The 22,660-nt window shown below is 46.2% G+C and carries 17 protein-coding genes; 12 read left to right on the forward strand and 5 right to left on the reverse strand.

Annotation, left to right across the window (positions count from 1 at the left end):
• Positions 1-1,910: 1,910 nt before the first annotated feature.
• From gltB to JK130_RS12345, 10 genes are all read left to right on the forward strand, one after another.
• On the forward strand, positions 1,911-6,374 hold the full coding sequence (gltB, locus tag JK130_RS12300; RefSeq protein WP_218354628.1) for a glutamate synthase large subunit: 4,464 nt from the start codon (positions 1,911-1,913) through the stop codon (positions 6,372-6,374).
• A 12-nt stretch (positions 6,375-6,386) separates the two neighbouring features.
• Positions 6,387-7,802, forward strand: coding sequence for an FAD-dependent oxidoreductase (locus JK130_RS12305; RefSeq protein WP_218354629.1), 1,416 nt, complete (start codon positions 6,387-6,389; stop codon positions 7,800-7,802).
• Positions 7,803-8,023: 221 nt separating this feature from the next.
• Positions 8,024-8,404 carry a hypothetical protein gene (locus JK130_RS12310; RefSeq protein ID WP_218354630.1) on the forward strand — a complete coding sequence of 127 codons (381 nt, stop codon included), beginning with the start codon at positions 8,024-8,026 and terminating at the stop codon, positions 8,402-8,404.
• A gap of 199 nt (positions 8,405-8,603) precedes the next feature.
• Positions 8,604-9,188, forward strand: coding sequence for a DUF2726 domain-containing protein (locus JK130_RS12315; RefSeq protein ID WP_218354631.1), 585 nt, complete (start codon positions 8,604-8,606; stop codon positions 9,186-9,188).
• A 143-nt stretch (positions 9,189-9,331) separates the two neighbouring features.
• The gene (locus JK130_RS12320) at positions 9,332-10,033 is read left to right on the forward strand and encodes a 5'-methylthioadenosine/adenosylhomocysteine nucleosidase (protein ID WP_218354632.1); all 702 of its coding nucleotides are present in this window, start codon (positions 9,332-9,334) and stop codon (positions 10,031-10,033) included.
• Between the two features lie 5 nt (positions 10,034-10,038).
• Entirely contained in the window at positions 10,039-11,004 is a 966-nt protein-coding gene (locus tag JK130_RS12325) for a cobalamin biosynthesis protein CobD/CbiB (protein ID WP_218354633.1), read from the forward strand.
• Positions 11,005-11,006: 2 nt separating this feature from the next.
• Positions 11,007-11,834 carry a helical backbone metal receptor gene (locus JK130_RS12330; RefSeq protein ID WP_246587793.1) on the forward strand — a complete coding sequence of 276 codons (828 nt, stop codon included), beginning with the start codon at positions 11,007-11,009 and terminating at the stop codon, positions 11,832-11,834.
• A 558-nt stretch (positions 11,835-12,392) separates the two neighbouring features.
• Positions 12,393-12,776 (forward strand): DUF2721 domain-containing protein, encoded by a 384-nt coding sequence (locus tag JK130_RS12335; protein ID WP_218354634.1) that lies wholly within the window; start codon positions 12,393-12,395, stop codon positions 12,774-12,776.
• The gene (locus tag JK130_RS12340; protein ID WP_218354635.1) at positions 12,773-13,336 is read left to right on the forward strand and encodes a GNAT family N-acetyltransferase; all 564 of its coding nucleotides are present in this window, start codon (positions 12,773-12,775) and stop codon (positions 13,334-13,336) included. Before JK130_RS12335 ends, JK130_RS12340 begins: the two co-directional genes overlap by 4 nt.
• Positions 13,333-14,658, forward strand: coding sequence for an NAD(P)/FAD-dependent oxidoreductase (locus JK130_RS12345; RefSeq protein WP_218354636.1), 1,326 nt, complete (start codon positions 13,333-13,335; stop codon positions 14,656-14,658). The genes JK130_RS12340 and JK130_RS12345 overlap by 4 nt, the downstream gene beginning before the upstream one ends.
• An 18-nt stretch (positions 14,659-14,676) precedes the next feature.
• On the opposite strand, the gene tyrS is transcribed toward JK130_RS12345, so the two are convergent.
• Positions 14,677-15,882, reverse strand: coding sequence for a tyrosine--tRNA ligase (gene tyrS / locus JK130_RS12350; RefSeq protein ID WP_218354637.1), 1,206 nt, complete (start codon positions 15,880-15,882; stop codon positions 14,677-14,679).
• 195 nt (positions 15,883-16,077) lie between these two features.
• On the opposite strand from tyrS, the gene JK130_RS12355 reads away from it, so the two are divergent.
• Both JK130_RS12355 and JK130_RS12360 read left to right on the forward strand, forming a co-directional pair.
• Positions 16,078-17,397, forward strand: coding sequence for an OapA family protein (locus tag JK130_RS12355; protein ID WP_218354638.1), 1,320 nt, complete (start codon positions 16,078-16,080; stop codon positions 17,395-17,397).
• Between the two features lies 1 nt (position 17,398).
• Entirely contained in the window at positions 17,399-18,697 is a 1,299-nt protein-coding gene (locus JK130_RS12360) for an anhydro-N-acetylmuramic acid kinase (protein ID WP_218354639.1), read from the forward strand.
• A gap of 27 nt (positions 18,698-18,724) precedes the next feature.
• Here the strand turns inward: JK130_RS12360 and JK130_RS12365 are convergent, their stop codons facing one another.
• The 4 genes from JK130_RS12365 to JK130_RS12380 form a co-directional block, all read right to left on the reverse strand.
• The gene (locus tag JK130_RS12365; RefSeq protein ID WP_218354640.1) at positions 18,725-19,162 is read right to left on the reverse strand and encodes an SRPBCC family protein; all 438 of its coding nucleotides are present in this window, start codon (positions 19,160-19,162) and stop codon (positions 18,725-18,727) included.
• Positions 19,163-19,277: 115 nt separating this feature from the next.
• On the reverse strand, positions 19,278-20,051 hold the full coding sequence (locus JK130_RS12370) for a transposase (RefSeq protein WP_218354641.1): 774 nt from the start codon (positions 20,049-20,051) through the stop codon (positions 19,278-19,280).
• Between the two features lie 254 nt (positions 20,052-20,305).
• Positions 20,306-20,530, reverse strand: coding sequence for a VF530 family protein (locus tag JK130_RS12375; RefSeq protein WP_218354642.1), 225 nt, complete (start codon positions 20,528-20,530; stop codon positions 20,306-20,308).
• Positions 20,531-20,837: 307 nt separating this feature from the next.
• Entirely contained in the window at positions 20,838-22,616 is a 1,779-nt protein-coding gene (locus JK130_RS12380) for a trans-sulfuration enzyme family protein (protein WP_218354643.1), read from the reverse strand.
• Positions 22,617-22,660 lie beyond the last annotated feature (44 nt).

Below are 22,660 nucleotides of genomic sequence, written 5' to 3' on the forward strand. Positions count from 1 at the left end.
AGGGTAAAACTACAGAAAAAAAAATAGGACACCCACACTTTTTAGTTATCTATCGCACACTGGGCTCAAGCCTCTATTCTCCTAATGATTAGCTACTGGACACCCACTTTTCTTTACGCTATCAACTCGAAAATACGATAGGAAACACGTTAGACACCCATAACTCATAACCGAATTGCCCTGCTGCACACCAGGGTAAAACTACAGAAAAAAAAATAGGACACCCACACTTTTTAGTTATCTATCGCACACTGGGCTCAAGCCTCTATCACACTAAGGCAATTTGCTGTGCAGCTCCCCATGTCCGCGGTAGTGGATATGGCCAATGGCTATTGATGTGTCTTTTCTTAATGTCAGTTCAAAGCGCAAATACCGCATACCCAAAAAGTAGAAGTACCGTTTTAATCGCCACTACTCATACAAAGGTGGGTGTCCATGTGTTTTAGGGCTCATGCCTTTATCACACTAAGATAATTTGCTGTGCAGCTTCCCATGTCCGCGGCAGGGGATATGACCAATGGCTATTGATGTGTCTTTTCTTAAAGTTAGTTCAAAGCGTAAATATCGCTTACCCAAAAAGTAGAACTATTATTTTAATCGCAACTGTTTATATAAAGGTGGGTGTCCATGTATTTTAGATGAGTTGAAGGGGTTCCACACCCGAGACTTTATTGAGGCAAAACGGTGCTAAGATATGCGTATTCTTACGTCAGTACTCTTAAGTCTGATTCTTAAATCTGACACTGTAAAAACCAGCACAGCGCAGCCTTAAAGAAGAATGCGTGTAACGATTTACTCGCCATTGTCTTGAAGGTGGGTGTCTGAATACAACTTTGAGCGTATTTTGTCATTCAACGTCGGCATAGACAGAAAGGAGGGTCGCCGGCAGCGTAACGATACTTTGGGGTAAGAAGTGGGATTTGAAGAAAATCTGATGCTTTTTAGAAACACATTAAGATTTGCTCTTTAAAGGGTCTGCCAAATAGTTAATTGATAGATTGACTCCAGGAGACATTTCAAAGCCAGGGGGAAATTTGTGAATTATCAAACTGCCATACCGCTGACTTTGTGTCCATAAACACCATTTGATTTGTAACCTCTTGAATACAAATTATTTTATATTGTATCCAGGCACCGCTATATGATCCATTTCTTCATCTTCGTACGCATTGATTAGCAACATAGTATTCACCTTTTTATCTTCATAAATTATTTGACTGCCTAACCACAAACATAGGCTCTGAGTTTCCATTTAAACAAATGCAAAAACTTTACCAGTTTTCTGTTTCGCAAAATGATTGTCGTCTACCCGTAAACAACTGTAATGCGCCACTATAAAGCAGGATCGCGGTATCAAACGTGAAACGTTCATTTAACCCCAGGCTTATCAGAAAACTGTTTTATGTGGCAATGCTTTACGTGAAGCGACACCAATAATGTTACCGCAAAAGAGATTTTCGAACGGTTAAAAATAAATATAATCACCCAATAAACGCTTATTTATTCAGTTGCACTTTGCGAGTGCAAATACCAATGTTTTCAATAGCGGCCTGATAAAAGTGTTAAAATATGTTTTTTACAATTTTCTAACAAAGCGCTAATACCCACATAAGATACTGTATTTAATGTTTTATTTTTGTAATTCATGAAACGCAGTAAAACTGCTCTACAAATACAATTGATTTTATTTTTTAATCTGGTTATTTTGTACACCCCGCTTATAGTATATGCATAAAAATGCGGACCACATGACTGGTACCCTCTTAATAAGAAACGACGAAAAAAACCGGCACACTTTGACTTAAGCACCTTAAGTCTACAAAAACGATGCTCGGAATGACTGCCCCACTATTTTAAAGGTGATGGTCGCAGCGTGTACCTTGCCCAGTCGAAGGTTGAAGGAGTGAAAGATGAGTTTGTACAACCCTAATGATTCCCGCGATAACTGTGGTTTTGGTTTAATAGCACATACCCACGGTGAAGCCAGCCATCAATTGGTCGAAACGGCGATCCACGGTCTCGATCGAATGCAACATCGTGGTGGTATCGCCGCCGATGGAAAAACCGGTGACGGCTGCGGTCTGTTACTGCAAAAGCCCGATGCTTTTTTCAACGATATAGCTCGTGAAAATGGCTGGAAGCTGAGCAAAAAATACGCTGTAGGTATGATTTTTTTGAGCCAGGATCCGACCTTGGCCCAACAAGCTCGCGATATTCTTAATGAAGAACTGGAAAAAGAAACTTTAGGTGTTGTGGGCTGGCGCGAAGTGCCGGTTGACCGCAGTGTTTTGGGCGAACTGGCGCTAAGTGGCGTGCCGCAAATCGAGCAGGTCTTTGTAAATGCTCCTGCTGGCTGGCGTAAACGCGATCTTGAACGCCGCTTATACATGGTGCGTCGTCGCGCCGAGAAGCGTCTGGAACACGATGAAGATTTTTATGTAGCATGCTTGTCGGGCTTAGTGACCATCTATAAAGGTTTGGTCATGCCCAAAGACTTGCCTGCTTTTTACGCCGATTTGGCTGATCCACGTTTAAAAAGTGCTATTTGTGTATTTCATCAGCGCTTTTCTACCAATACATTGCCGCGTTGGCCGCTGGCCCAGCCTTTCCGGTTTTTGGCCCACAATGGTGAAATTAACACCATCAAAGGAAACCGCGACTGGTCACTGGCGCGCTCGGGTAAGCTCGCCACTCCTTTATTGCCAGATCTGAAAGACGCGGCCCCCTATGTAAATACCGAGGGTTCAGATTCATCGTCACTGGATAATATGCTTGAGCTGTTTCTTGCAGGTGGCATGGATTTATTTCGGGCCATGCGATTGCTGGTACCGCCCGCGTTTCAGAATAACGATACCATGCACCCGGATTTGCGGGCATTTTACGAATTTAATTCTATGCATATGGAGCCCTGGGACGGGCCTGCCGGTATTGTAATGACTAACGGTCGACATGTGGCGTGTAATCTTGATCGGAACGGGCTACGCCCGGCGCGGTATGTCATTACCAAAAATGGGTTTATTACGCTGGCTTCTGAAGTAGGTATCTGGGATTACAAGCAAGAAGATGTCATTGAAAAAGGGCGTGTGGGCCCAGGTGAAATGCTGGCAGTAGATATTTACACCGGAAAAATCTGGCGCTCGACCGAAATTGATGATGAGTTAAAAGATAGACATCCTTACCGTGAATGGCTCGACAAACACATACGTCATCTGGCGCCAGTGGAAGAAGTGGATGCCAGTCAGATTGGTCAGCGTGTATTTGATGATGACACCATGGCGGTGTACCACAAGCTATTTAATTATAGCTATGAAGAGATTCAGCAGGTCATCAAAGTTTTGGCTAAAGACGGTCAGGAAGCAGTAGGCTCAATGGGTGATGATACACCTATGGCGGTGATGTCTTCGCAACCACGTACTTTATACGATTATTTTCGACAGCAATTTGCGCAGGTGACTAATCCTCCTATTGACCCGTTGCGTGAGAATCACGTTATGTCTTTAGCAACCTGTATTGGCCGAGAACAAAATGTATTTAGCGAAACCTCGGGCTATGCTGATCGTGTTTTGTTCCAGTCACCCATATTAATGTATACCGATCTTAAACAACTACGTGAATTCAATCCTGAGTATTACTATTCAGAAGTTGTCGAGCTGCAATATAGCTCAGAAGAAAGTTTGCAGCATGCTATTGAACGCATTTGTGATGAGGTCGAACACCTGGTCAGAGACAAGCGCGCAGCGTTTGTGGTGCTTTCAGACCGACATATCAGTAAAGACAGCTTGCCAATACCTGCAGCCATGGCCGTAGGAGCGGTTCAACAGCGCCTTGTAACCCAGGCATTGCGGTGTGATGCCAACATAGTGGTAGAAACCGCCACCACGCGCGATCCACATCATTATGCGGTGTTGATTGGTTTAGGCGCGACCGCTATTTATCCGTTTCTAGCTTACGAAACCATCGAGCAGCTGTGTGAAAACAACGAGCTTCCGGTTTCAGCCATGCAGGCCACGTTAAACTATCGAAAAGGTATCAACAAAGGCCTGTACAAAATTATGTCTAAAATGGGCATTAGTACGGTGGCTAGTTATCGCTCGTCTAAGCTGTTTGAGGCGATAGGTATTAACGATGAAGTGATGAAGCTGTGCTTTAATGGCGTAGCATCTCGTATTCAGGGGGCCGGCTTTGAAGATTTTAATCAGGATATTATCAATCAGGCACGCTTTGCCTGGCTTAAGCGTAAATCAATAAGCCACGGCGGTTTACTTAAATACGTGCACGGCGGTGAGTATCACGCGTATAACCCGGGCGTTGTAAAATCGTTGCAAAAAGCGGTAATGAGTGGCGAGTACGCAGATTATCAAGAATACGCTCAGCAGGTTAACGAACGCAGCCCTGCCCACCTTCGGGACTTATTACAGCTACGCACTAACGAGGAGGCTATCGATATCGACGAAGTAGAGCCTGCTCAAAAGCTGTATTCACGCTTTGATACCGCGGCGATGTCTATTGGCGCCTTAAGTCCAGAGGCTCACGAAGCTTTGGCTATTGCAATGAACCGACTGGGTGGACAATCTAACTCTGGTGAAGGTGGTGAGCATCCTTCACGGTTTGGAACTGAAAAAAACTCTAAGATTAAACAGGTTGCCTCGGGCCGATTTGGTGTTACACCCCATTATTTGGTTAATGCGAATGTTATTCAAATCAAGGTGGCCCAGGGCGCCAAGCCGGGAGAAGGCGGTCAGTTACCCGGTGACAAAGTTAATCGATACATTGCCACTTTACGCTTTTCGGTGCCCGGGGTAACGCTAATATCTCCCCCACCACATCACGATATTTACTCAATCGAAGATTTAGCCCAGCTTATCTTTGATTTAAAACAAGTAAATCCTGCCGCCTTAATTTCAGTAAAGCTGGTGTCTGAGCCAGGTGTGGGGACTATCGCTACGGGTGTGGCCAAAGCCTATGCTGATCTTATCACTGTCTCGGGTTATGACGGTGGCACCGGCGCCAGCCCTCTGACTTCGGTAAAATATGCTGGAAGTCCTTTTGAGCTTGGCCTTGCAGAGACTCAGCAGGCACTTATCGAGAACGGATTGCGCCATAAAGTGCGCCTGCAAACCGACGGCGGCTTAAAAACCGGCCTTGATGTGGTAAAAGCGGCCTGTCTGGGCGCTGAAAGTTTTGGTTTTGGTACCGGCCCTATGGTGGCATTAGGCTGTAAATACCTACGTATATGCCACCTGAACAACTGCGCGACCGGTGTAGCAACTCAGGATGAAAAGCTGCGCGAAGAACATTTTATCGGTCTGCCTGAAATGGTGATGAATTACTTTAAATTTATTGCTCAGGAAGTTCGTGAAATTATGGCCAGCCTGGGAATTAAAAAATTTGATGATTTGGTCGGGCGTACAGATTTACTGGAAGCTCTTGACGGAATTTCGGCAAAACAAAACCGGTTAGATTTGTCCCCCCTGCTGGTGCGGCCTAAGGCCGGTGAGCATACGCGTTTATTCTGCTCACAAACCACCAACCAGCCAATGGATAAGGGCGAGCTTAACAACCAGTTATTTGTGGACTCGCGTAAAGCCGTGGCCAATAAAACCGGCATTCGACTTGCCTATCCGATTCGCAACACCGATCGCTCAGTAGGTGCGCTGGTGTCGGGTGAGATAGCCAAACATCATGGTAATCATGATATGGAAGATGCCCCGATAGAAGTACAATTCACCGGTACCGCGGGGCAAAGCTTTGGCGTTTGGAATGCCGGGGGCCTGCATATGCGTATTGAAGGTGATGCCAATGACTATGTCGGAAAAGGCATGACCGGCGGTAAACTGGTGGTTTATCCCCCGGCAAACTGCGGATTTGATGTGCATGAAAGTACCATTATGGGCAACACCTGTTTGTATGGAGCCACGGGCGGAAAATTATTCGCAGCGGGTCGGGCTGGCGAACGCTTTGGTGTGCGAAACTCAGGCGCCATTGCTGTGGTTGAAGGTATTGGTGATAACGGTTGCGAATACATGACCGGCGGTATTGTCGCGGTATTAGGCAAAGTGGGTGTGAACTTTGGTGCCGGAATGACCGGAGGGTTTGCTTACCTGCTTGATGATGGCGACCTGGAGCATCGGGTCAATGGTGAGCTGGTTGAAATTATGCCGGTAGAAGATAAAAACATTCTGGTTGAACATCTTCGCGGGCTCATTAATCAGCATTACGAGGAAACTGGCAGCGAATATTCGCTACAACTGCTTACCGACTTTGCTGCCACATTAAAACAAATCAGACTTGTTAAACCAAAAACCAGTGATGTGAAAAACCTGTTGGGCCACATCAGTCGCTCTAGCGACGAACTTCGCATTCAGGCTCAGTAGGAGGGGGTTGTAATGGCTAAAAATGTTTATCAATTTGTTGATGTTGAACGCATCGACCCGCCGAAAAAACCAATTCAGGTGCGAAAGTCTGAGTTTGGAGAGATTTATCAGCCGCTGTCTCAGTCGCAAACCGAAGGACAGGCCGACCGATGCCTGGACTGCGGCAACCCTTACTGTGAGTGGAAATGTCCGGTACACAATTACATTCCTCAGTGGCTTGATTTGGCTAATCAGGGGCGCATTATTGAAGCCGCTGAACTGTCGCATAAAACCAATAGTCTGCCAGAGGTATGTGGCAGGGTTTGTCCACAAGACCGGTTATGTGAAGGCGACTGTACCCTAAACGACGAATTTGGCGCCGTAACTATTGGCAGTATTGAAAAATATATCACCGATACCGCCTTTAAAATGGGTTGGCGACCCGATATGTCAGATGTGGAATGGACCGATAAAACTGTAGCGGTCATCGGCGCGGGTCCCGCCGGGTTAGCGTGTGCCGATGTGTTGATACGTAACGGTGTTAAACCGGTGGTTTATGATAAGTATGAAGAAATTGGCGGATTGCTGACCTTCGGTATTCCTTCGTTTAAGCTTGAAAAAGATGTAATAAAACTGCGTCGCGAAATCTTCACCGATATGGGTATCGAGTTTGTGCTGAATACCGAAATTGGTAAAGATGTAAAAATCGATGAGCTTATGCAGCGGCACGACGCGGTGTTCTTGGGCATGGGTACTTATAAGTCAATGCAGGGCGGGTTTATCAATGAACACGTCGAAGGCGTTTTTGAAGCCCTGCCCTTTTTGATAGCCAACACCAATCGGGTGATGGGCCTTGAAAAAGACCCGGCCGATTTTATTGATATGAAAGATAAAACGGTCGTGGTGCTTGGCGGAGGTGATACCACCATGGACTGTGTTCGTACTTCAATTCGTCAGGGTGCCAAGCGCGTGGTTTGTGCCTATCGCCGTGATGAGCAAAGTATGCCCGGCTCGCGCAAGGAAGTACAAAATGCCAAAGAAGAAGGCGTTGAATTTGTTTTCAATGTTCAGCCTCAGGATATCAGCGTGGATGAACACGGTCATGCCAACGGCGTGAGACTGGTAAAAACTGAAATGGGCCCCCCTGATATTAATGGACGTCGTCGTCCTGTCGATGTCAAAGACTCCGAACATGTGCTCAGCGCTGATGCGGTAATCATCGCCTTTGGTTTTCAGCCTAGTCCTTCGGATTGGTTTGCAGACAACGGGATAATTCTGGATGAAAAAGGTCGGGTTATTGCACCGTCAAAAGGTAAATTTGCCTACCAAACCAGCAATCCAAAGATATTTTCAGGAGGCGACATGGTTCGCGGCTCTGATTTGGTCGTCACTGCCATTGATGAAGGTCGCAAGGCAGCCGGCGGCATCATGGATTATTTACAAGTATAAGTTTTAAACGCCCTGCTGCCCACATCCGAATATGTGGGCAGCAATTTTACGGCCATTTTATCAAGTCCGTATTCGTCCGCTAAAATTCTCTTCTTCCTTATTACCTTCTTTATACCTTCGATAATTTTTGCATACCTAATCAGGCGGGCTGAATGTTGCTGTGTGTAAGCGCATTGCCTATAGTGGTTTTATATTGAAAATCGTAATTAAGAAGGCTTGCAATGACCTTGTTTAAAGTATTATCTATGACTCTGGCATCTTTAATTAGCGTTCCTGCACTGGCTTCCAATACCGGCTTAGGACCGAAAACCGCTAACTGTCCTGATGATTTTTATTCGGTTGCGATGCCTGACGGCGCCTCCCAGTGCCAGCGATTCGACGGTGAAATGCCAGCATCACTGGTGTATCACACGTCTGCAAACACCCAATCCATATTGCAGTGGTACCAAGAGTCTATGCCCGAATTAGCGGTGGTCAGCCGCTTCAACGGTCGGGTAGTGTTAAGCGCACACAATAACAATATTCGGGTGGTAGTCTCGCCCGATAACCGTGGCGCTCAGGTCGATTTACTGGTGATTGATACATTGCTGGCCAAGCAATAGCCCGAACTTCTTCACTCCATTTCTCCTAAAAGGCGCTCTTTATGAGCGCCTTTTGTTGTTGATTAGCTTACTCTTTTCCAAATAACACCTTCACTTTATCTTATTGGCACCGCCCTTGCTAAACCCTTAGGTACTGACGGAAATGCTGTGAATATCGTCAGAAAAATGACATCTAAGTCCGGGTTTTTGAGGAATCGTTATGGAACTGGCAATAATTTTGATGATGCTGTTAATTGTGGTGGCTTTGGGCGCCATAAAACTGTCAGACGGTGGGGTAGCATTTCCGTTTAGACGTAAGCCGTCGTTGTTTACTCCTGTGGAGCAAAGCTTTCTGGGATTAATTGAGCAGTCAGCGGGGCGTGAGTTTCGGGTGGTTTGCCGGGTTCGTTTAAGCGATCTGGTTCAGGTGCGTCAAAATACCGCGAAAAAGCAAGCTGGCGCGGCTTTAAGTCGGGCCTCTTCTCGTCAGCTTGACTTTGTACTGTGTGACAAGACAGATATGACACCCGTGCTGGCCATTGATTTAGTTCACAATAATGGCAAAGAAGGCTACAAAGCCCAGCGCGACTGGTTTGTCTCTGGAGCCTTAGATGCCGCTGGCGTGCCACACGTTCGAATCAAAGTAAAGTCGGGATATACGGTAGAAGAGATTCGTGAATGTCTTGAAACAAAGCTTATTGGTTATCGTCGTCGACAAAATAAGCTGGCCCAAACACCCGTGCATAATCCTCAGCCTCCAAAGCGCCCTACCCGGCCATTGCGTTCAAGTCGCGCTGCGGCATAAAGTGTTTTCGAGGAGAAGCCGCCCCCCTGGCTTTTCCTCTTCTTATTTTCAGTACTGTCAGTTTTTTTCTTTTCGTATTACCATATTTATACACTGCATCTGCGGCGCTGATTCTGGCGCGCAAACAACCTATTAAGACGATTATGGCAAAAATTGGAATTCTTGGCGCGATGGATCAGGAAGTTACGCTACTACAGGCATCCCTTGATAATGTGACAACCACTCAATGGCACCATCTGACCTTTGCACAAGGAACGTTGCACCAGCATCAGGTTGTGCTGGTTCGCTGCGGTATTGGCAAGGTTGCCGCCACCGTGGCGACCACCGCACTGATTCAACAATTTTCACCTGATTATGTGGTCAACACAGGTTCAGCGGGTGGTTTTGACAGCGCATTAGATATTGGCGATATTGTCATTGGTAGTGCGTTGAAGCATCACGATGTTGATCTTACCCATTTTGGATACGCTCCCGGCCAGTGCGCCGGGGATATGCCTGAAGCCTATCATTGCGCCCCTGAATTGATAGCCGCGGCTCAACAGGCTACCGATGCTGTCTCAGGCATTACTCACACCACCGGCTTGATTTGCACCGGTGATGCGTTTATTGGCAGCGATGAAGCTGCACTGCGTATTCAAAACATTTTCAGCGATATGAAAGCCTGTGAAATGGAAGGGGCGGCTATTGCACAAACCTGTCACATGCTAGACACCCCTTTTCTGGTGATACGCTCATTGTCAGATATTGCCGGAAAAACCTCTTCAGTCTCTTTTCAGGAATACCTTGACCAAGCCGCCAAAAATTCTGCGCAACTGGTAATGGGAATGATTGCAGCACTGGACTGATTATTATGTTGGGCGAGGTATGGAATACCATTGCGTCAAAGCCTGTTTTACAAGCGCTGGCGCTTATTCTTATAGCGTTAGCCTGCGATGCTGTATGGCGCTGGCCGCGGGCTTATCATCCAATTACGTTAATGCGTCACTTAACGCAGTCAATGGCACGGCGAGTGCGTCCGCGGGCTAGCGAGGCCGCTTTTCAGCATCGGTTGTCGGGCACTTTAGGTGCGCTAGTGTTGCTGGGGCCACTGGTTATTTTGGTGGCGCTGCTGGTGAACCTGGCTGAATACCCGGTCTTTTTTGAAGCCCTTATTTTGTTGGCTATTTTAGACTTTGGCCACGACCGTAAAGCTTATAAACAGGTTTACGCCGCGTTACGTAAAGAAAAGAAGATACTGGCCCGGGATCGCCTGCAATTACTGGTTGCCCGTGATACCGACCGGCTTAGTCCGGTGGGTATCGCTAAAGCGGCAATTGAAGCGCTATTGCTGCGGTTTTACTATATTTATTGTGCAGTGGTGTTCTGGTTTTTACTGGCTGGCCCGATAGCCGCACTGACCTATCGCTTGTTGTTGATGATTAGCTGGCAATGGCATTATCGCCGAGCGGGCTTTGAACACTTTGTGGGCCCGATTCAACGGTTATGCCAGCTACTGGCATTATTACCGGCCTGGCTTGGGGCCCTGCTATTGGCGTTAGTGACACATCCGGTCAAAGCTATCAGGTCAGCCAGGCGTAGTCCGGTCTCCGATAGTACATCATTATTATTGGCCATGTTTGGAGGCGCCCTGGATTTTCAATTAGGTGGGCCGGCGATGTATCATCAGCGCAAATACCGCTACCCCCGTGTGGGTGGCCCTCGTGAAGTACGCCTTGGTGATGTAACCCGGGCCAGGCATGCTATTGAACGTGCGAGTGTATTAATGGCGGTATTGTTACTCATAGCTTTTATTCTATGCTGGCCCCGGGGGTGGTAATAATGCGTTGGTGGTCAAAAATTAAGACATTGTTTATGCTGCTTGGGCTGTTAGCTCTGTTTTGCGGGTCGGTAACTGCTAAAACCGTGGTGACATTGGCACCGCATCTGGCCGAGTGGGTATATAGCCTGGAGTATCAGGACAATTTACTGGCTGTCAGTGCTCACAGCGATTACCCACAAGCAGCCTTACAAAAGCCGGTTGTAGCGAGTTACTATGGCGTCGATATCAAAGCTATTATGAAGCTTAGGCCCGATGTTATTCTGGCCTGGCGAGGCGGTAATAAACCTCAGGATATTGCCCGTTTACAAAGTCTGGGTTTTACCGTCTTTTTATCCCAACCAACTACACCTGAGACCATTGCCCAGGAAATAAACCAACTCGGTGAGCTGTTAGGCGTGTCGGCCAGGGCCCGCACTGTGACCAAACCCTTTCTTGCCGGGCTTAAACAGCTTCGCCATCGTTACAGGACACCCACCCTTATACCGGCTTTTTATTATATGTCGACGCAACCTTTGATGAGCATCGGCGCTAAGGCATGGCCTAATACTTTATTAAACTATTGTGGCGCGCAGACAATCTTTGCCGACTCCCCTGTTGCCTATCCACAGGTTTCGCCTCAGGAAGTATTACGCCGACAGCCCGAGGTTATGGTGAGCGCCAGTGGACACCCACTGCAAACCGAACACGCTTTCTGGCAGCCACATCGCTCATTACTTAAGGCGCCGATTGTGCAGGTTGACCCTGATATCACCAGTCGCTTTACCTTACGCCTGTTACCGCAATTACAACAATTGTGCAGTGCTTTACACCCACTCACAACTTCTTGAATCTCTTCAAATATGACGGCTAGCGAATACTCTACTTTTAGCTACGTAAACTTTTTAGATATCCAGGCTATTTAGCTCGCTTTCAATGGCTTAACTATTTCAATCTGGCGTCCCAAAGATTTCAGACCTTGAAACTTCAGGCAGATTTAATCGGGTATTTACATGAAGTAGAGCAAAAACCTCAGCGTTTTGTTGTTATGGACACCCACAAGAAAATACAGGCGGTGTGGTTATGGACATCCATAGAAGTATTAACTAGACACCCACCCTCTCTCATCAATACCAGGAGAATTGACTGGACACCCACCCTTCTCCCATTAGACCACTACAAACCGAGCTTAGGTAAAAATTCGCAGTGGAGGTAACTATTGATGAGCGGCAGACTAAAAAACTACCGCCAGTTAAGGTGATGAACTATCGGGTTTGTAGTTTTGACAATATAACGATGGTTGAAGGTGATATAATGGGTTCGTATAAAATTTATCATCCAGTAAATCACACGCATTCTGGTCTGCTGTGAATTCAGACTTCATTTTTTTAAGAACGAGCTTTTCATTTATGACTATTGACATTGCTACGCCCGCTATGTTGTTTCCCGCTATTTCGCTCCTGCTGCTCGCCTATACGAATCGTTTTTTAACTTTGGCAACCATCATACGAAATTTTTCTAAAGAAAAGTGGGATCAAAACACCACTGCTCAAATTCAGAATTTGCGACAACGAATCCAGTTGATAAAGCGTATGCAGATTGCGGGTGTTGTCAGTTTTTTTCTGTGTGTACTATCAATGCTGGCTATTTACCTGTCCTACCAAATTGCCGGAAACTGGATATTTGCGGCCAGCCTGGTTTGTCTGATGTATTCATTGTGGGTATCGGTACACGAAATTTTAATTTCGGTTGAAGCATTAGACGTTCACTTAGACGGAATTAAAACCAAATGAGCATCAGTTACCATCCGTTAACACCTCGGCATTTCCCTGGCGTGATTACGCTAGGAAATATGGTACACGGAGCCAATTACTTGGCAGCCGAAAGTTTACAGACAATCTACAACAAAAGCTTTCACAATGGCATTAATGCCAGCTGGGTTGCTATGGACACCCACAAAGTAGTGGGCTTCAGACTAACTTTAGCCCATACACAATGGCAACCGGATAAGTGGTGTTCGCCAAGTCATTGGCCGGTTGCAACCAAAACCGTGTGCTACTTTAAATGCAATACGGTGGCACCAGCGCACCAGGGCCAAAATATTGGTAGTACAATGTTGAAGTATTCCATTGATAGTGCCAAAAAACAGGGCGCGGAAGCTGGCCTAGCGCACATTTGGTTGGCAAGCCCGGGAAATAGCGCATTTTTGTATTTTCGGAAAAATGGCGGACAATTGATTCGTAAACATCCTGATAAGTGGCGTTATGAGGCTTTGTATGAGGGCTATGACTGTCCGGTTTGCGAAACCTTGTGTAACTGCGAAGGCGCCGAGATGTTGCTAAAATTCTCGTGAGCTACGACCCCTTGATAACCCCGGCTGTAGATCCATCTGGGGCCCCACCCGACACATACTGGCGCACCACCTGCCAGCCTACCTATTTCGCCTCGCTTGATGGTGATCACCAGACCGACTTTTTAATTATTGGCGGTGGCTATACCGGTTTGTCTGCTGCCCTTGAGCTCACCGAAAATCAGTCTGGTGATGTTTCGGTTATAGATAGTCATTCAATGGGGTATGGCTGCGCCGGCCGAAATGCCGGATTTGTCTTAAACAGCAGTGGGCGTTTGGGCCCGTTAGCTTTGACCAAAAAGTATGGTGCTGACACCGCTCGGTCGATTCAAAACGAATACGACAACGCCGCTGAGCAATTGTTGCGAAACATCGATAAATACCACATCGACTGTGACCTGACATCTGGCCCGTACTACAAGCTGGCTCACACCGGCAAACAGGCTCGCGTTCAGGTTGATACTCTTAAGAGCCTGAGTCGGCAATTTGGATCGCAGGCCAGGGTGTTGGATAGCAAGATGTTGCAACAGCATTTGAGTATACAGGGGTTTTATGGAGCAACAGTTCAACCCGGATATGGCCTCAACCCGCTTAAACTGGTTGATGGTCTGGCCTGCGCCGCACAGCGCTCTGGAGCCCGCCTATTTGCCAAAACGCCCGCTCTTGCCCTGAAGCAAAATACAACAGGCTATACAGTATGGACACCCACCGGGCGAATCAGCGCAAAAAAGGTGCTTATCGCCAGTAATGCATACAGCAGTAAACAATTTCACCAAAGTATTAATAACCGACAGTTTGCCGTGCAATCGAGTATTTTAGTCACCGCCCCACTAAACGCTGGTGAACTAGCTGGTATCGGTTTAGACGCACCAGCGACTTTAATGGATACCCGTATGATGAAATATTATTATCGACTGTTACCTGATAATCGTATTTTGTTCGGGGGACGCGGGGAGGTAACGGGCAAAGCGGCCAGTGCTGGCCAAGCCCGATTGTTTAATGCAATGACGACCAGCTTTCCGGTACTTAAACATAAACCTGTGAGCCATTTTTGGAGCGGATGGGTGTCTGTCGCTCTGGATAGTTTGCCACGGGTGTATTTTGATCAAAAGCAGAATTTGGGATACGCCATGGGCTACTGCGGTGCCGGCGTGTCGTTTGCTAACTTTGCCGGCAGACGTTTGGCTCAGCAGGCGATGGGAATGTCAGACCTGCCTGACATTCCCCTTTACACCACGGCTTTACCTCGTTATCCGCTAGCCCGGTTGCGACGTTTTGGGCTACGCGCCCTGTATGCCTGGGCGCGCGTTGCGGAGCGGTTATAGTTATGTGCGAGTCTGCTATTAAGCGCCGCTGATGGTAACCCTGGCAAATTTACGTTTGCCCACCTGGTACACCGCTTCGCCAGGCTCGGTTAATTGTAGACGGGTATCACTGACTTTTTCACCGTCAATCTTCACAGCCCCCTGCTTTATCATACGCATAGCATCCGAGGTTGAGGCAACCAAACTGGCTTGCTTCAATAAATTACCAATCGCTACGCTGCCGTGATCCAGCACAACGGTGACCTCTGGCATATCATCTGGAATCGCATTTTTTTGAAAACGCTGAACAAAATCATTGTAAGCCGCTTCAAATGCGGCTTCATCGTGAAACCGGCTGATCAGTTCTTTGGCCAGCTCTATTTTGATGTCCCGCGGATTAGCACCGTTTGACACATTGGCCTTGAGCTCTTCAAGCTCCTCCAAAGGCCGGAAGCTCAGCAATTCAAAATAACGCCACATCAGCTCATCTGATACCGACATAATTTTGCCGAACATGTCATTGGCCGGTTCGGTGATACCAATGTAGTTATTCAGCGACTTAGACATCTTCTGAACGCCGTCTAATCCTTCAAGAAGAGGCACCATCACAGTGGTTTGGGGTTTTTGACCATTTTCTTTTTGCAGCTCACGCCCCATCAGTAAATTAAAGCGCTGATCGGTACCGCCCAGTTCAATATCAGCTTCTAACGCGACGGAGTCCCACCCCTGAACCAGTGGGTATAAAAATTCATGAATAGCAATGGGTTGATTGCTGTTGTAACGCTTTTTAAAGTCATCACGTTCCAGCATACGCGCCACCGTTTGGCTCGCGGCCAGCTTTATCATGCCATCGGCACCTAATTTATCCATCCATTCAGAATTGAATCGAACCTCGGTTTTTGCTGGATCGAGAATTTTAAATACCTGTTCCTGATACGTTTTAGCATTTTCTAATACCTGATCTTTACTTAAAGGCTTGCGAGTCGCATTTTTACCTGTAGGATCGCCAATAAGCCCGGTGAAGTCCCCGATGAGAAAAACCACTTTGTGACCAAACTGCTGAAACGCACGCAGTTTGTTAATAAGCACTGTATGTCCGAGATGCAAATCAGGTGCGGTAGGATCAAAGCCAGCTTTTACTGTAAGGGTTTTGCCCGATTTAAGTTTCTCAATCAGATCGTTTTCGGGAAGTATTTCGTCAGTCCCACGTTTTATTTCAGCAAAAGCGGTTTGCCAGTCACTCATCGGTAGGTTCCACGTGTTGATAGGTTCAATGTCATTATGGACAGCTATTTTACGCATGAGATTGAACCAATGAAAGGTTTAGGCGTCAAAATCGGGATTATTCAACGAGCTATTCCATAGTATACTGTTCAGCTATTAACCATGCTGAGATGGAAACTCGCTATTTAACCGGATATTCTGTAGTCAGGCAGTAGGATGAGAATGAATTTGAAAGACAACGTGATTATTAAAACAATACGAAACCTTCCAAAACCCCATCGTACCGGATTGCTGCTAGGCAGCCTTTTTTTAGGCAGTCTGGCGTTATTGCCTTTCGAGTCGGTGGAAGCAAGCCGTCATCAGGAGTCTTTAGTACTGGATACCGGGGTCCGCTATCCAGTAGCTTTGTCTGTCCCTGAGTCACCGGCGATAGTTTTTAGTGAAGAAGATACACATTGGCAGGTTGTTCGAGTGCGATCTGGCGATACACTGGCAAAAATTTTTAAGCGAGCCGGATTTTCAGCCCGTGATACTTATAATGTCACCCAGGCTGGCGAATTGGCAAAAATGCTGGTAATGCTGGTACCTGGTGATATCTTGCATTTAAAGGCTGATGCCGCAGGCGCTTTTGCCGGCTTAAAGTATGCGGTGTCTTCACGTGAAACACTGCTTATTCAACCTCAGGATGTTCAGGGTACCATGGTCGCGGACATCGAGACCAAAGAGGTAGAAACTCGCTATAGTTTTGCTCAGGGCGATATTAAATCCAGCTTCTGGAAAGCGGGAGTAAATGCGGGCTTAACTAACAATCAGATAATGAACCTGGCGGGTCTGTTTGGTTGGGATATTGATTTTGCAATGGAGATTCGCCAAGGCGACAGTTTTAATATGGTGTTTGAAGAACACTATATTGACGGTGAATTTGTTGGTTACGGAGATATAGTAGCCGCTGAATTTACTAATCAGGGTGAAACCTTTACGGCTATTCAGCACTCTGATGGCAATTACTATACCCCCGAAGGTCGCAGTATGCGTAAAAGCTTTCTGCGTGCGCCGATAAACTTTAAATACGTCAGTTCTAACTTCACTAAAAAGCGGTTTCACCCTGTTCAAAAGCGCTGGAAGTCGCACAATGGTACTGATTATGTTGCCGCAACGGGGACGCCGGTAATGGCCGCAGGTGATGGACGGGTGATAAAATCAACGTATAACCGTTTTAATGGTAACTATGTTTTTATTCAACATGGTGAAAAATATGTTACCAAGTATTTGCACTTTAAAAAGCGTGCAGTGAAAGCCGGTGAAGTAGTCAAGCAGGGTCAGGTTGTTGGTTACCTGGGAAGCACAGGTATGGCCACAGGCGCACATTTGCACTACGAATTTTTAGTTAATGGTACGCATCGTAACCCGCGTACGGTCGAGCTTCCAAAAGCGGCCCCCATTGCTAAAACACAACGTACCGCATTTATGGAAATTGCTGAAAACAGATTAACGCAACTGGAAAACAATCGCCGCATTATGCTTGCCATGCAATAACATGCGCTATTTTATCGGACTAATGTCTGGCACCAGCATGGACGGCGTAGATGCTGTGCTGTGTGCCATAGACACCCACACCACTTCTGAGCAAACCGCCCCTGTTCAAGACCTTATCAGCCAGAACGATACTCAGGTCAGTACTTTTCAGGACACCCACTGGTTTAGTACATTGGAACGTGTCAGTCTGCCTTTTCCCGAGCCTTTACTTGCAACCCTTAACTCTTTATGTCAACCATCTGTGGATGAAATCAATACTATGGGCGCTGCGGATGTAGAAGTAGCAAAGTTATTTGCAAAGGCAGTGGATGTCTTATTGGATAAGACTGGGTTTACCGCAAGCGAGATTACCGCCCTGGGATCGCACGGACAGACCATACGACATTACCCCACTGGAACAAGTACTGATGCCACTTTCTCAGAAACGGGCTTTACTTTACAAATTGGGGATCCCAATACATTGGCAGCACTTACAGGTATCCCGGTTGTAGCTGACTTTCGTCGTAAAGATATTGCTCTGGGTGGTCAGGGCGCTCCTCTGGTTCCTGCGTTTCATCATGCTGTATTTGGTAGAAAAAGACATAGAGTTGATCGTCATCAGAAGGGCCGGTATCAGGACACCCACCATCATCCCGAGAAAGAGTTATCTGAACTATCTGTATCGTCTGACTTCTCTGCCAGCGCCATTGTAAATATTGGTGGCATTGCGAATATTAGTATTATCGATAGTGAACAGGGCACGGTTAGTGGCTTCGATTCTGGTCCCGGCAATACCCTTATGGATAAGTGGGTGTCTAAGCATCTTCAGCAACCTTATGATGATAACGGTCACTGGGCGGAATCTGGCCAGGTTAATTCAGCGTTATTGAATGCGTTTTTAAGTGATCCGTACTTTAAAAAGACTGCGCCTAAAAGTACAGGTCGTGAATATTTTAATAGTCGGTGGGTGTCTTCATTTTTAAAAGCATTAGATACTATTGCACCCGAAGATGTACAGGCTACGTTATGTCAATTAACAGCCAACCATATTGCTGACGCCATTAAAGCTCATGGTGATATCGGTGAAATTTTTGTGTGTGGAGGGGGCGCTTTTAACTCTTATTTATTGCATTGTCTACAGGCTTTGCTATCTGACAAAAAAGTACTAACGACACACGCTTTGGGGATCTGTCCGCAAGATGTTGAAGGCGCCGCGTTCGCATGGCTTGCCTATGCCTACTTTGAACGTATTTGCGCTAATGTACCTGCGGTTACGGGGGCGAAGCGTTCAGCAATACTGGGGGGGTTATATTTACCATGATGACTGAGCCGTTTCCTCTACTCTACTCTACTGGCCGAGCTCCTTTAACTCACGCAGCATTGCAAGACGTTTAAAACGAGCCACCCACTGAGCATGCGCAAATGCGCGCTGCGCTTCACCTTCTAATCCTTCATGATTGAGATGAAGGCAGGTTACCTTATCATTTATCATTTCGAATCGAACATCTACCGAAGATTCGTACCCGTCGTCTAGCTTTAGCGTAAACAACAATTGTTCATTAGCTCTTACCTTGGCGAACTCTCCCGTATATCGTCGAATCGGCGCGCCAGAATCATCAATAAATACCATTTCGAACTCAGCGCCTTCGCGTACATTCATAACCATATATTTTAGCTGCATATCTTCAGGCATAAACCACTGCACCAACAGCTCTGTTTTACAAAAGCAATTAAAAAGCCGGTTTAGCGAAACTGAAAATTCCTGATGAAATGACAACTGGTTCATAATATAAACTCTAAACATAATACGCGAAAAGCTTGAGCATTTAGTTTAAACGAAACCTATTGTTGGCGCGATAAGAGTAAGACGAATATTCTATTTATTAGCCCCAGACTCTAGGCTAAACCGCGTAAAGAGCCTCGCTTGCCCATTTGTTAAGATGAACCTCACCCCGGCAACGCTGCTCAAGTGAGCTACAAACTGTATACCAACTCGTGGCGGACACATTCATCTGATTTAAAATAGACAGAGCGGCTATTTTCGGCGGGTCCTTTTGACTACGTGAAGAATACTGCAAGCTCCACTGTATCAGGTCAAAATAATCCCTGAAACTAAACCACAACTCACCTTCTCTGCTTATTCTGCCGGACCTGAGCTTTATCAGAACAGTATTTGTTCTGGCCTTACGTGCTTTAAGCCGATGATTCAGACTGGTAAATCGCAAATCTTTAGTAGAACTTACCTGAGCGGTACGTACAGGATTAAGCTCAACATAAACCATACAAGCCAGCACAGAAGCTTCGTCTAATAGAGCTTGTGATTTAAAACGTCCCTCCCAGAAACGGCCCGTACATTCGTCTTCCTGATTAGCCTGACGAGCTATGGTTTCATTTAGTTCCCGCATAAACCAACTGATAGATTGCAAACGCTCTCGGTAAACATCAATTGTTGCTAATACCGTACTTTTTTCCTCGGCAGATAAGGCGGCTCTGTCGTTTTGATAGCGTCTTGTCAATAGTGTTCCTTGATGCAACCGGTGCCAACGCCTGAGTACCTGGTCATGACTCAAAGCTTGCGCTTTAGCCGTATTGATACGTAATACTAAATGCGTGTGGTTGCTCATAATGGCATAAGCGCAAAGATCGATAGCAAAAATACGAGCTAAAAACAGCAAACGATTTTCCACCCACTTACGTCGGTGTTCGTAGCACCTGCCGCTATAATGGTCTTTACCACACAAAAAGGCTCGCCTTACACATCGCGAAACACAATGATAAAAAGGTGTCTGAGAGGAACAAATGAGCGCTTTTCTGGGCCGGGGCATAGTTGTGGCATCGAGTGATTTGACAAGACTTCAAGCCTACAACGGTTTTTACCTAAATTTAGCTGTCCGAGTAGCCAGAATTATCATCTGCTAAAACGCGGAGATCACGAATAATGAAATGTCTCGAGATAAAGCGCCTCAACTTTTTCTCTGGCCCACTGTGTCTTACGCAAAAATTTAAGAGATGATTTAATCGAAGGATCGTTTGAAAAGCAATTTATGCGAATGCGTTCATACAAACCCTCCCAACCATAGTGTTCCTCAAGACGAGTGACAACAGTTTGCAATGTAATACCATGCAGAGGATTATTCGGTTGTTTAGAGACCATAGCGAGTCACTTATTTATGAAAAAAGGGATTTTATCAGGTTTAGGTGAAAAATCCTTCTTCGCCCTATCAAGCGCGCAATTTAATGCTGCGCTGGCAGACCCTCGTTATGATTACACATAAAGAGTTAATGCCAGGTCTACACTGGCGAACATTAACCTTAAACGTGTCCACAGTTAAATACATGTATTGTAATTCTGTAATCCATCGGGATATGCCCCACAATATCGTAGTTGAGGGTTTGCATAGCCAATGCTTTTAAGCCCAGGTAGGTATCTTGTAAAAAGTTGCAAGACACCCACCCTTCGTTCACTTTGCTAGCAAGTCCTGCATGTTAGGTTGGTTATCGAAGTGTTGCGAAGTTACATTCTGTGCGACATTTTTGTAAAGTTTGTCGATTTCTTCTGAAACCATAAATTTGTCACAAAAACCCTTCGCATGAGGCTCCAGGAAATGTCTGGCTGCTAAAATAAAGTGTGCAATCAGAGGCTTGACATTGTCGGTCCCCATTGCGATACGCATAGTGGTTAGCTCAATTCCGCCTCGCTTTTGCTCTTCTGGTGATAACTCTGAGTGGGAGGTTAATGCCGGGCACAGAATAATAGTATTGTTCTGACCAATACTAACCTGATGACTAAATGCAGGCTCTAAGGCATCAAAGAATCGGGTAAATACCTCTCGAGACAAGCCTGCTGCTGCCATATCCACGGTAAATAGTGGGCATGGCCATCCATTCTCATGCTGTTTTTGTTTTAGCTCAGAATTTTTGTGGGTGTCTATTGCATGACTATTCACACAAATATCAGGGTGAGCATGTAAAAAGGCAGTGAAGACCTGGGTATTTATAATTTTATTCATCATGCGAAGCTCAAGCGTTTTCATACCATTGAGCACATCGAACGCTTTTTCTGAATCCAGAAACGCGCCCTTAATATAATACACATCCCAAAACATCGTCTTAGACCAGTCTACTCCATTCATCTGGCTGCCCTTGGGCTGAAACATGCGATAGCCTGGTCCCACCACAACCCCGGCTGTAGTCGCACCACTGCCACATAAGTCTTTGGTATAGCTATGAACCACATAATCAGGACGGCACTGGGTTTCATTATGGCGAAGCGGACGGTGCAGTACTGGGGTGGCCAAAGTTGAATCAAGCATAACTAATGAGTCATGGCTGTGTGCGATACGACATATTTCGGGAACATCAAGAACATACCCATGTGGGTTACACGGTGACTCCAGGTATACGTGCAGGCTGGCGCCTTGCTGTAGATCCTGCTGATATTGCTCTTGAGTGGCTGCGAAGAACTCTTTGAATTCATCTGCAGAATAACCGTCAAACCAGGCAATCTTAATATCCATACGCCTGCTTTTTCCGTAGAAGTCATGCAACAGCTGATATACCCCGCCATATACATTGCGTGATACCACCAGAACATCGCCATGGTTAAGTACATTACTCAGCAATGCATCAATAGCAGCCATGCCGCTGTTAAAGTTCCAGGCAAAATAGTCTGCAGCGTGAGGGCCGGCTTCCATATCCACGATAGCATTAGCCAACGAGATATTAGTAGGGTTAAGCAATCTTGAATAAATCTGATGAGTAAATTCTTTGCCCTGAAAAGCATCATCAACCCACTCGGTGCAGGCATAGACATAGGTGGCGGTACGCACAACAACAGGGGTAGCTGAAAATAGCGCTGTCACATTATCAAATAGCGGATAATGATTTCGGCTAAGTTGGCCGTTGCCAAGGCTCTGCCAGGTTTGACGAAAAGGATTCTGTAAGGTATCAAGGATTTTAGCTAACTGAAAAGATAAGAATTTTTTCGCATTAAACCAGGCAACTCTGTCTTCTCGGTCAAGTTCGTGAAGTGTTTTTTCGGTGATTTCCCATAGCCGGCTCACATCACTTTGCGCATGGTACAAATGTTCAGCAGTATCAGCCAGAGCCTGTCCATAAGGGGTTTGCTTATCAATGCCAAAATGGGCAAGCTGTTCGTCAACTAATGCGTTAACAGATGAAGCTTCAGTGGTATTACGACGCGGTGAAAGGCGACGGGCATGTTCAATAGATTGACTCATTGTAGGCTTCTTATACAAAAATACACACCCAGATTTATACATTT

The organism is Alteromonas lipotrueiana (assembly GCF_019249245.1).
Taxonomy (GTDB): domain Bacteria; phylum Pseudomonadota; class Gammaproteobacteria; order Enterobacterales; family Alteromonadaceae; genus Alteromonas; species Alteromonas lipotrueiana.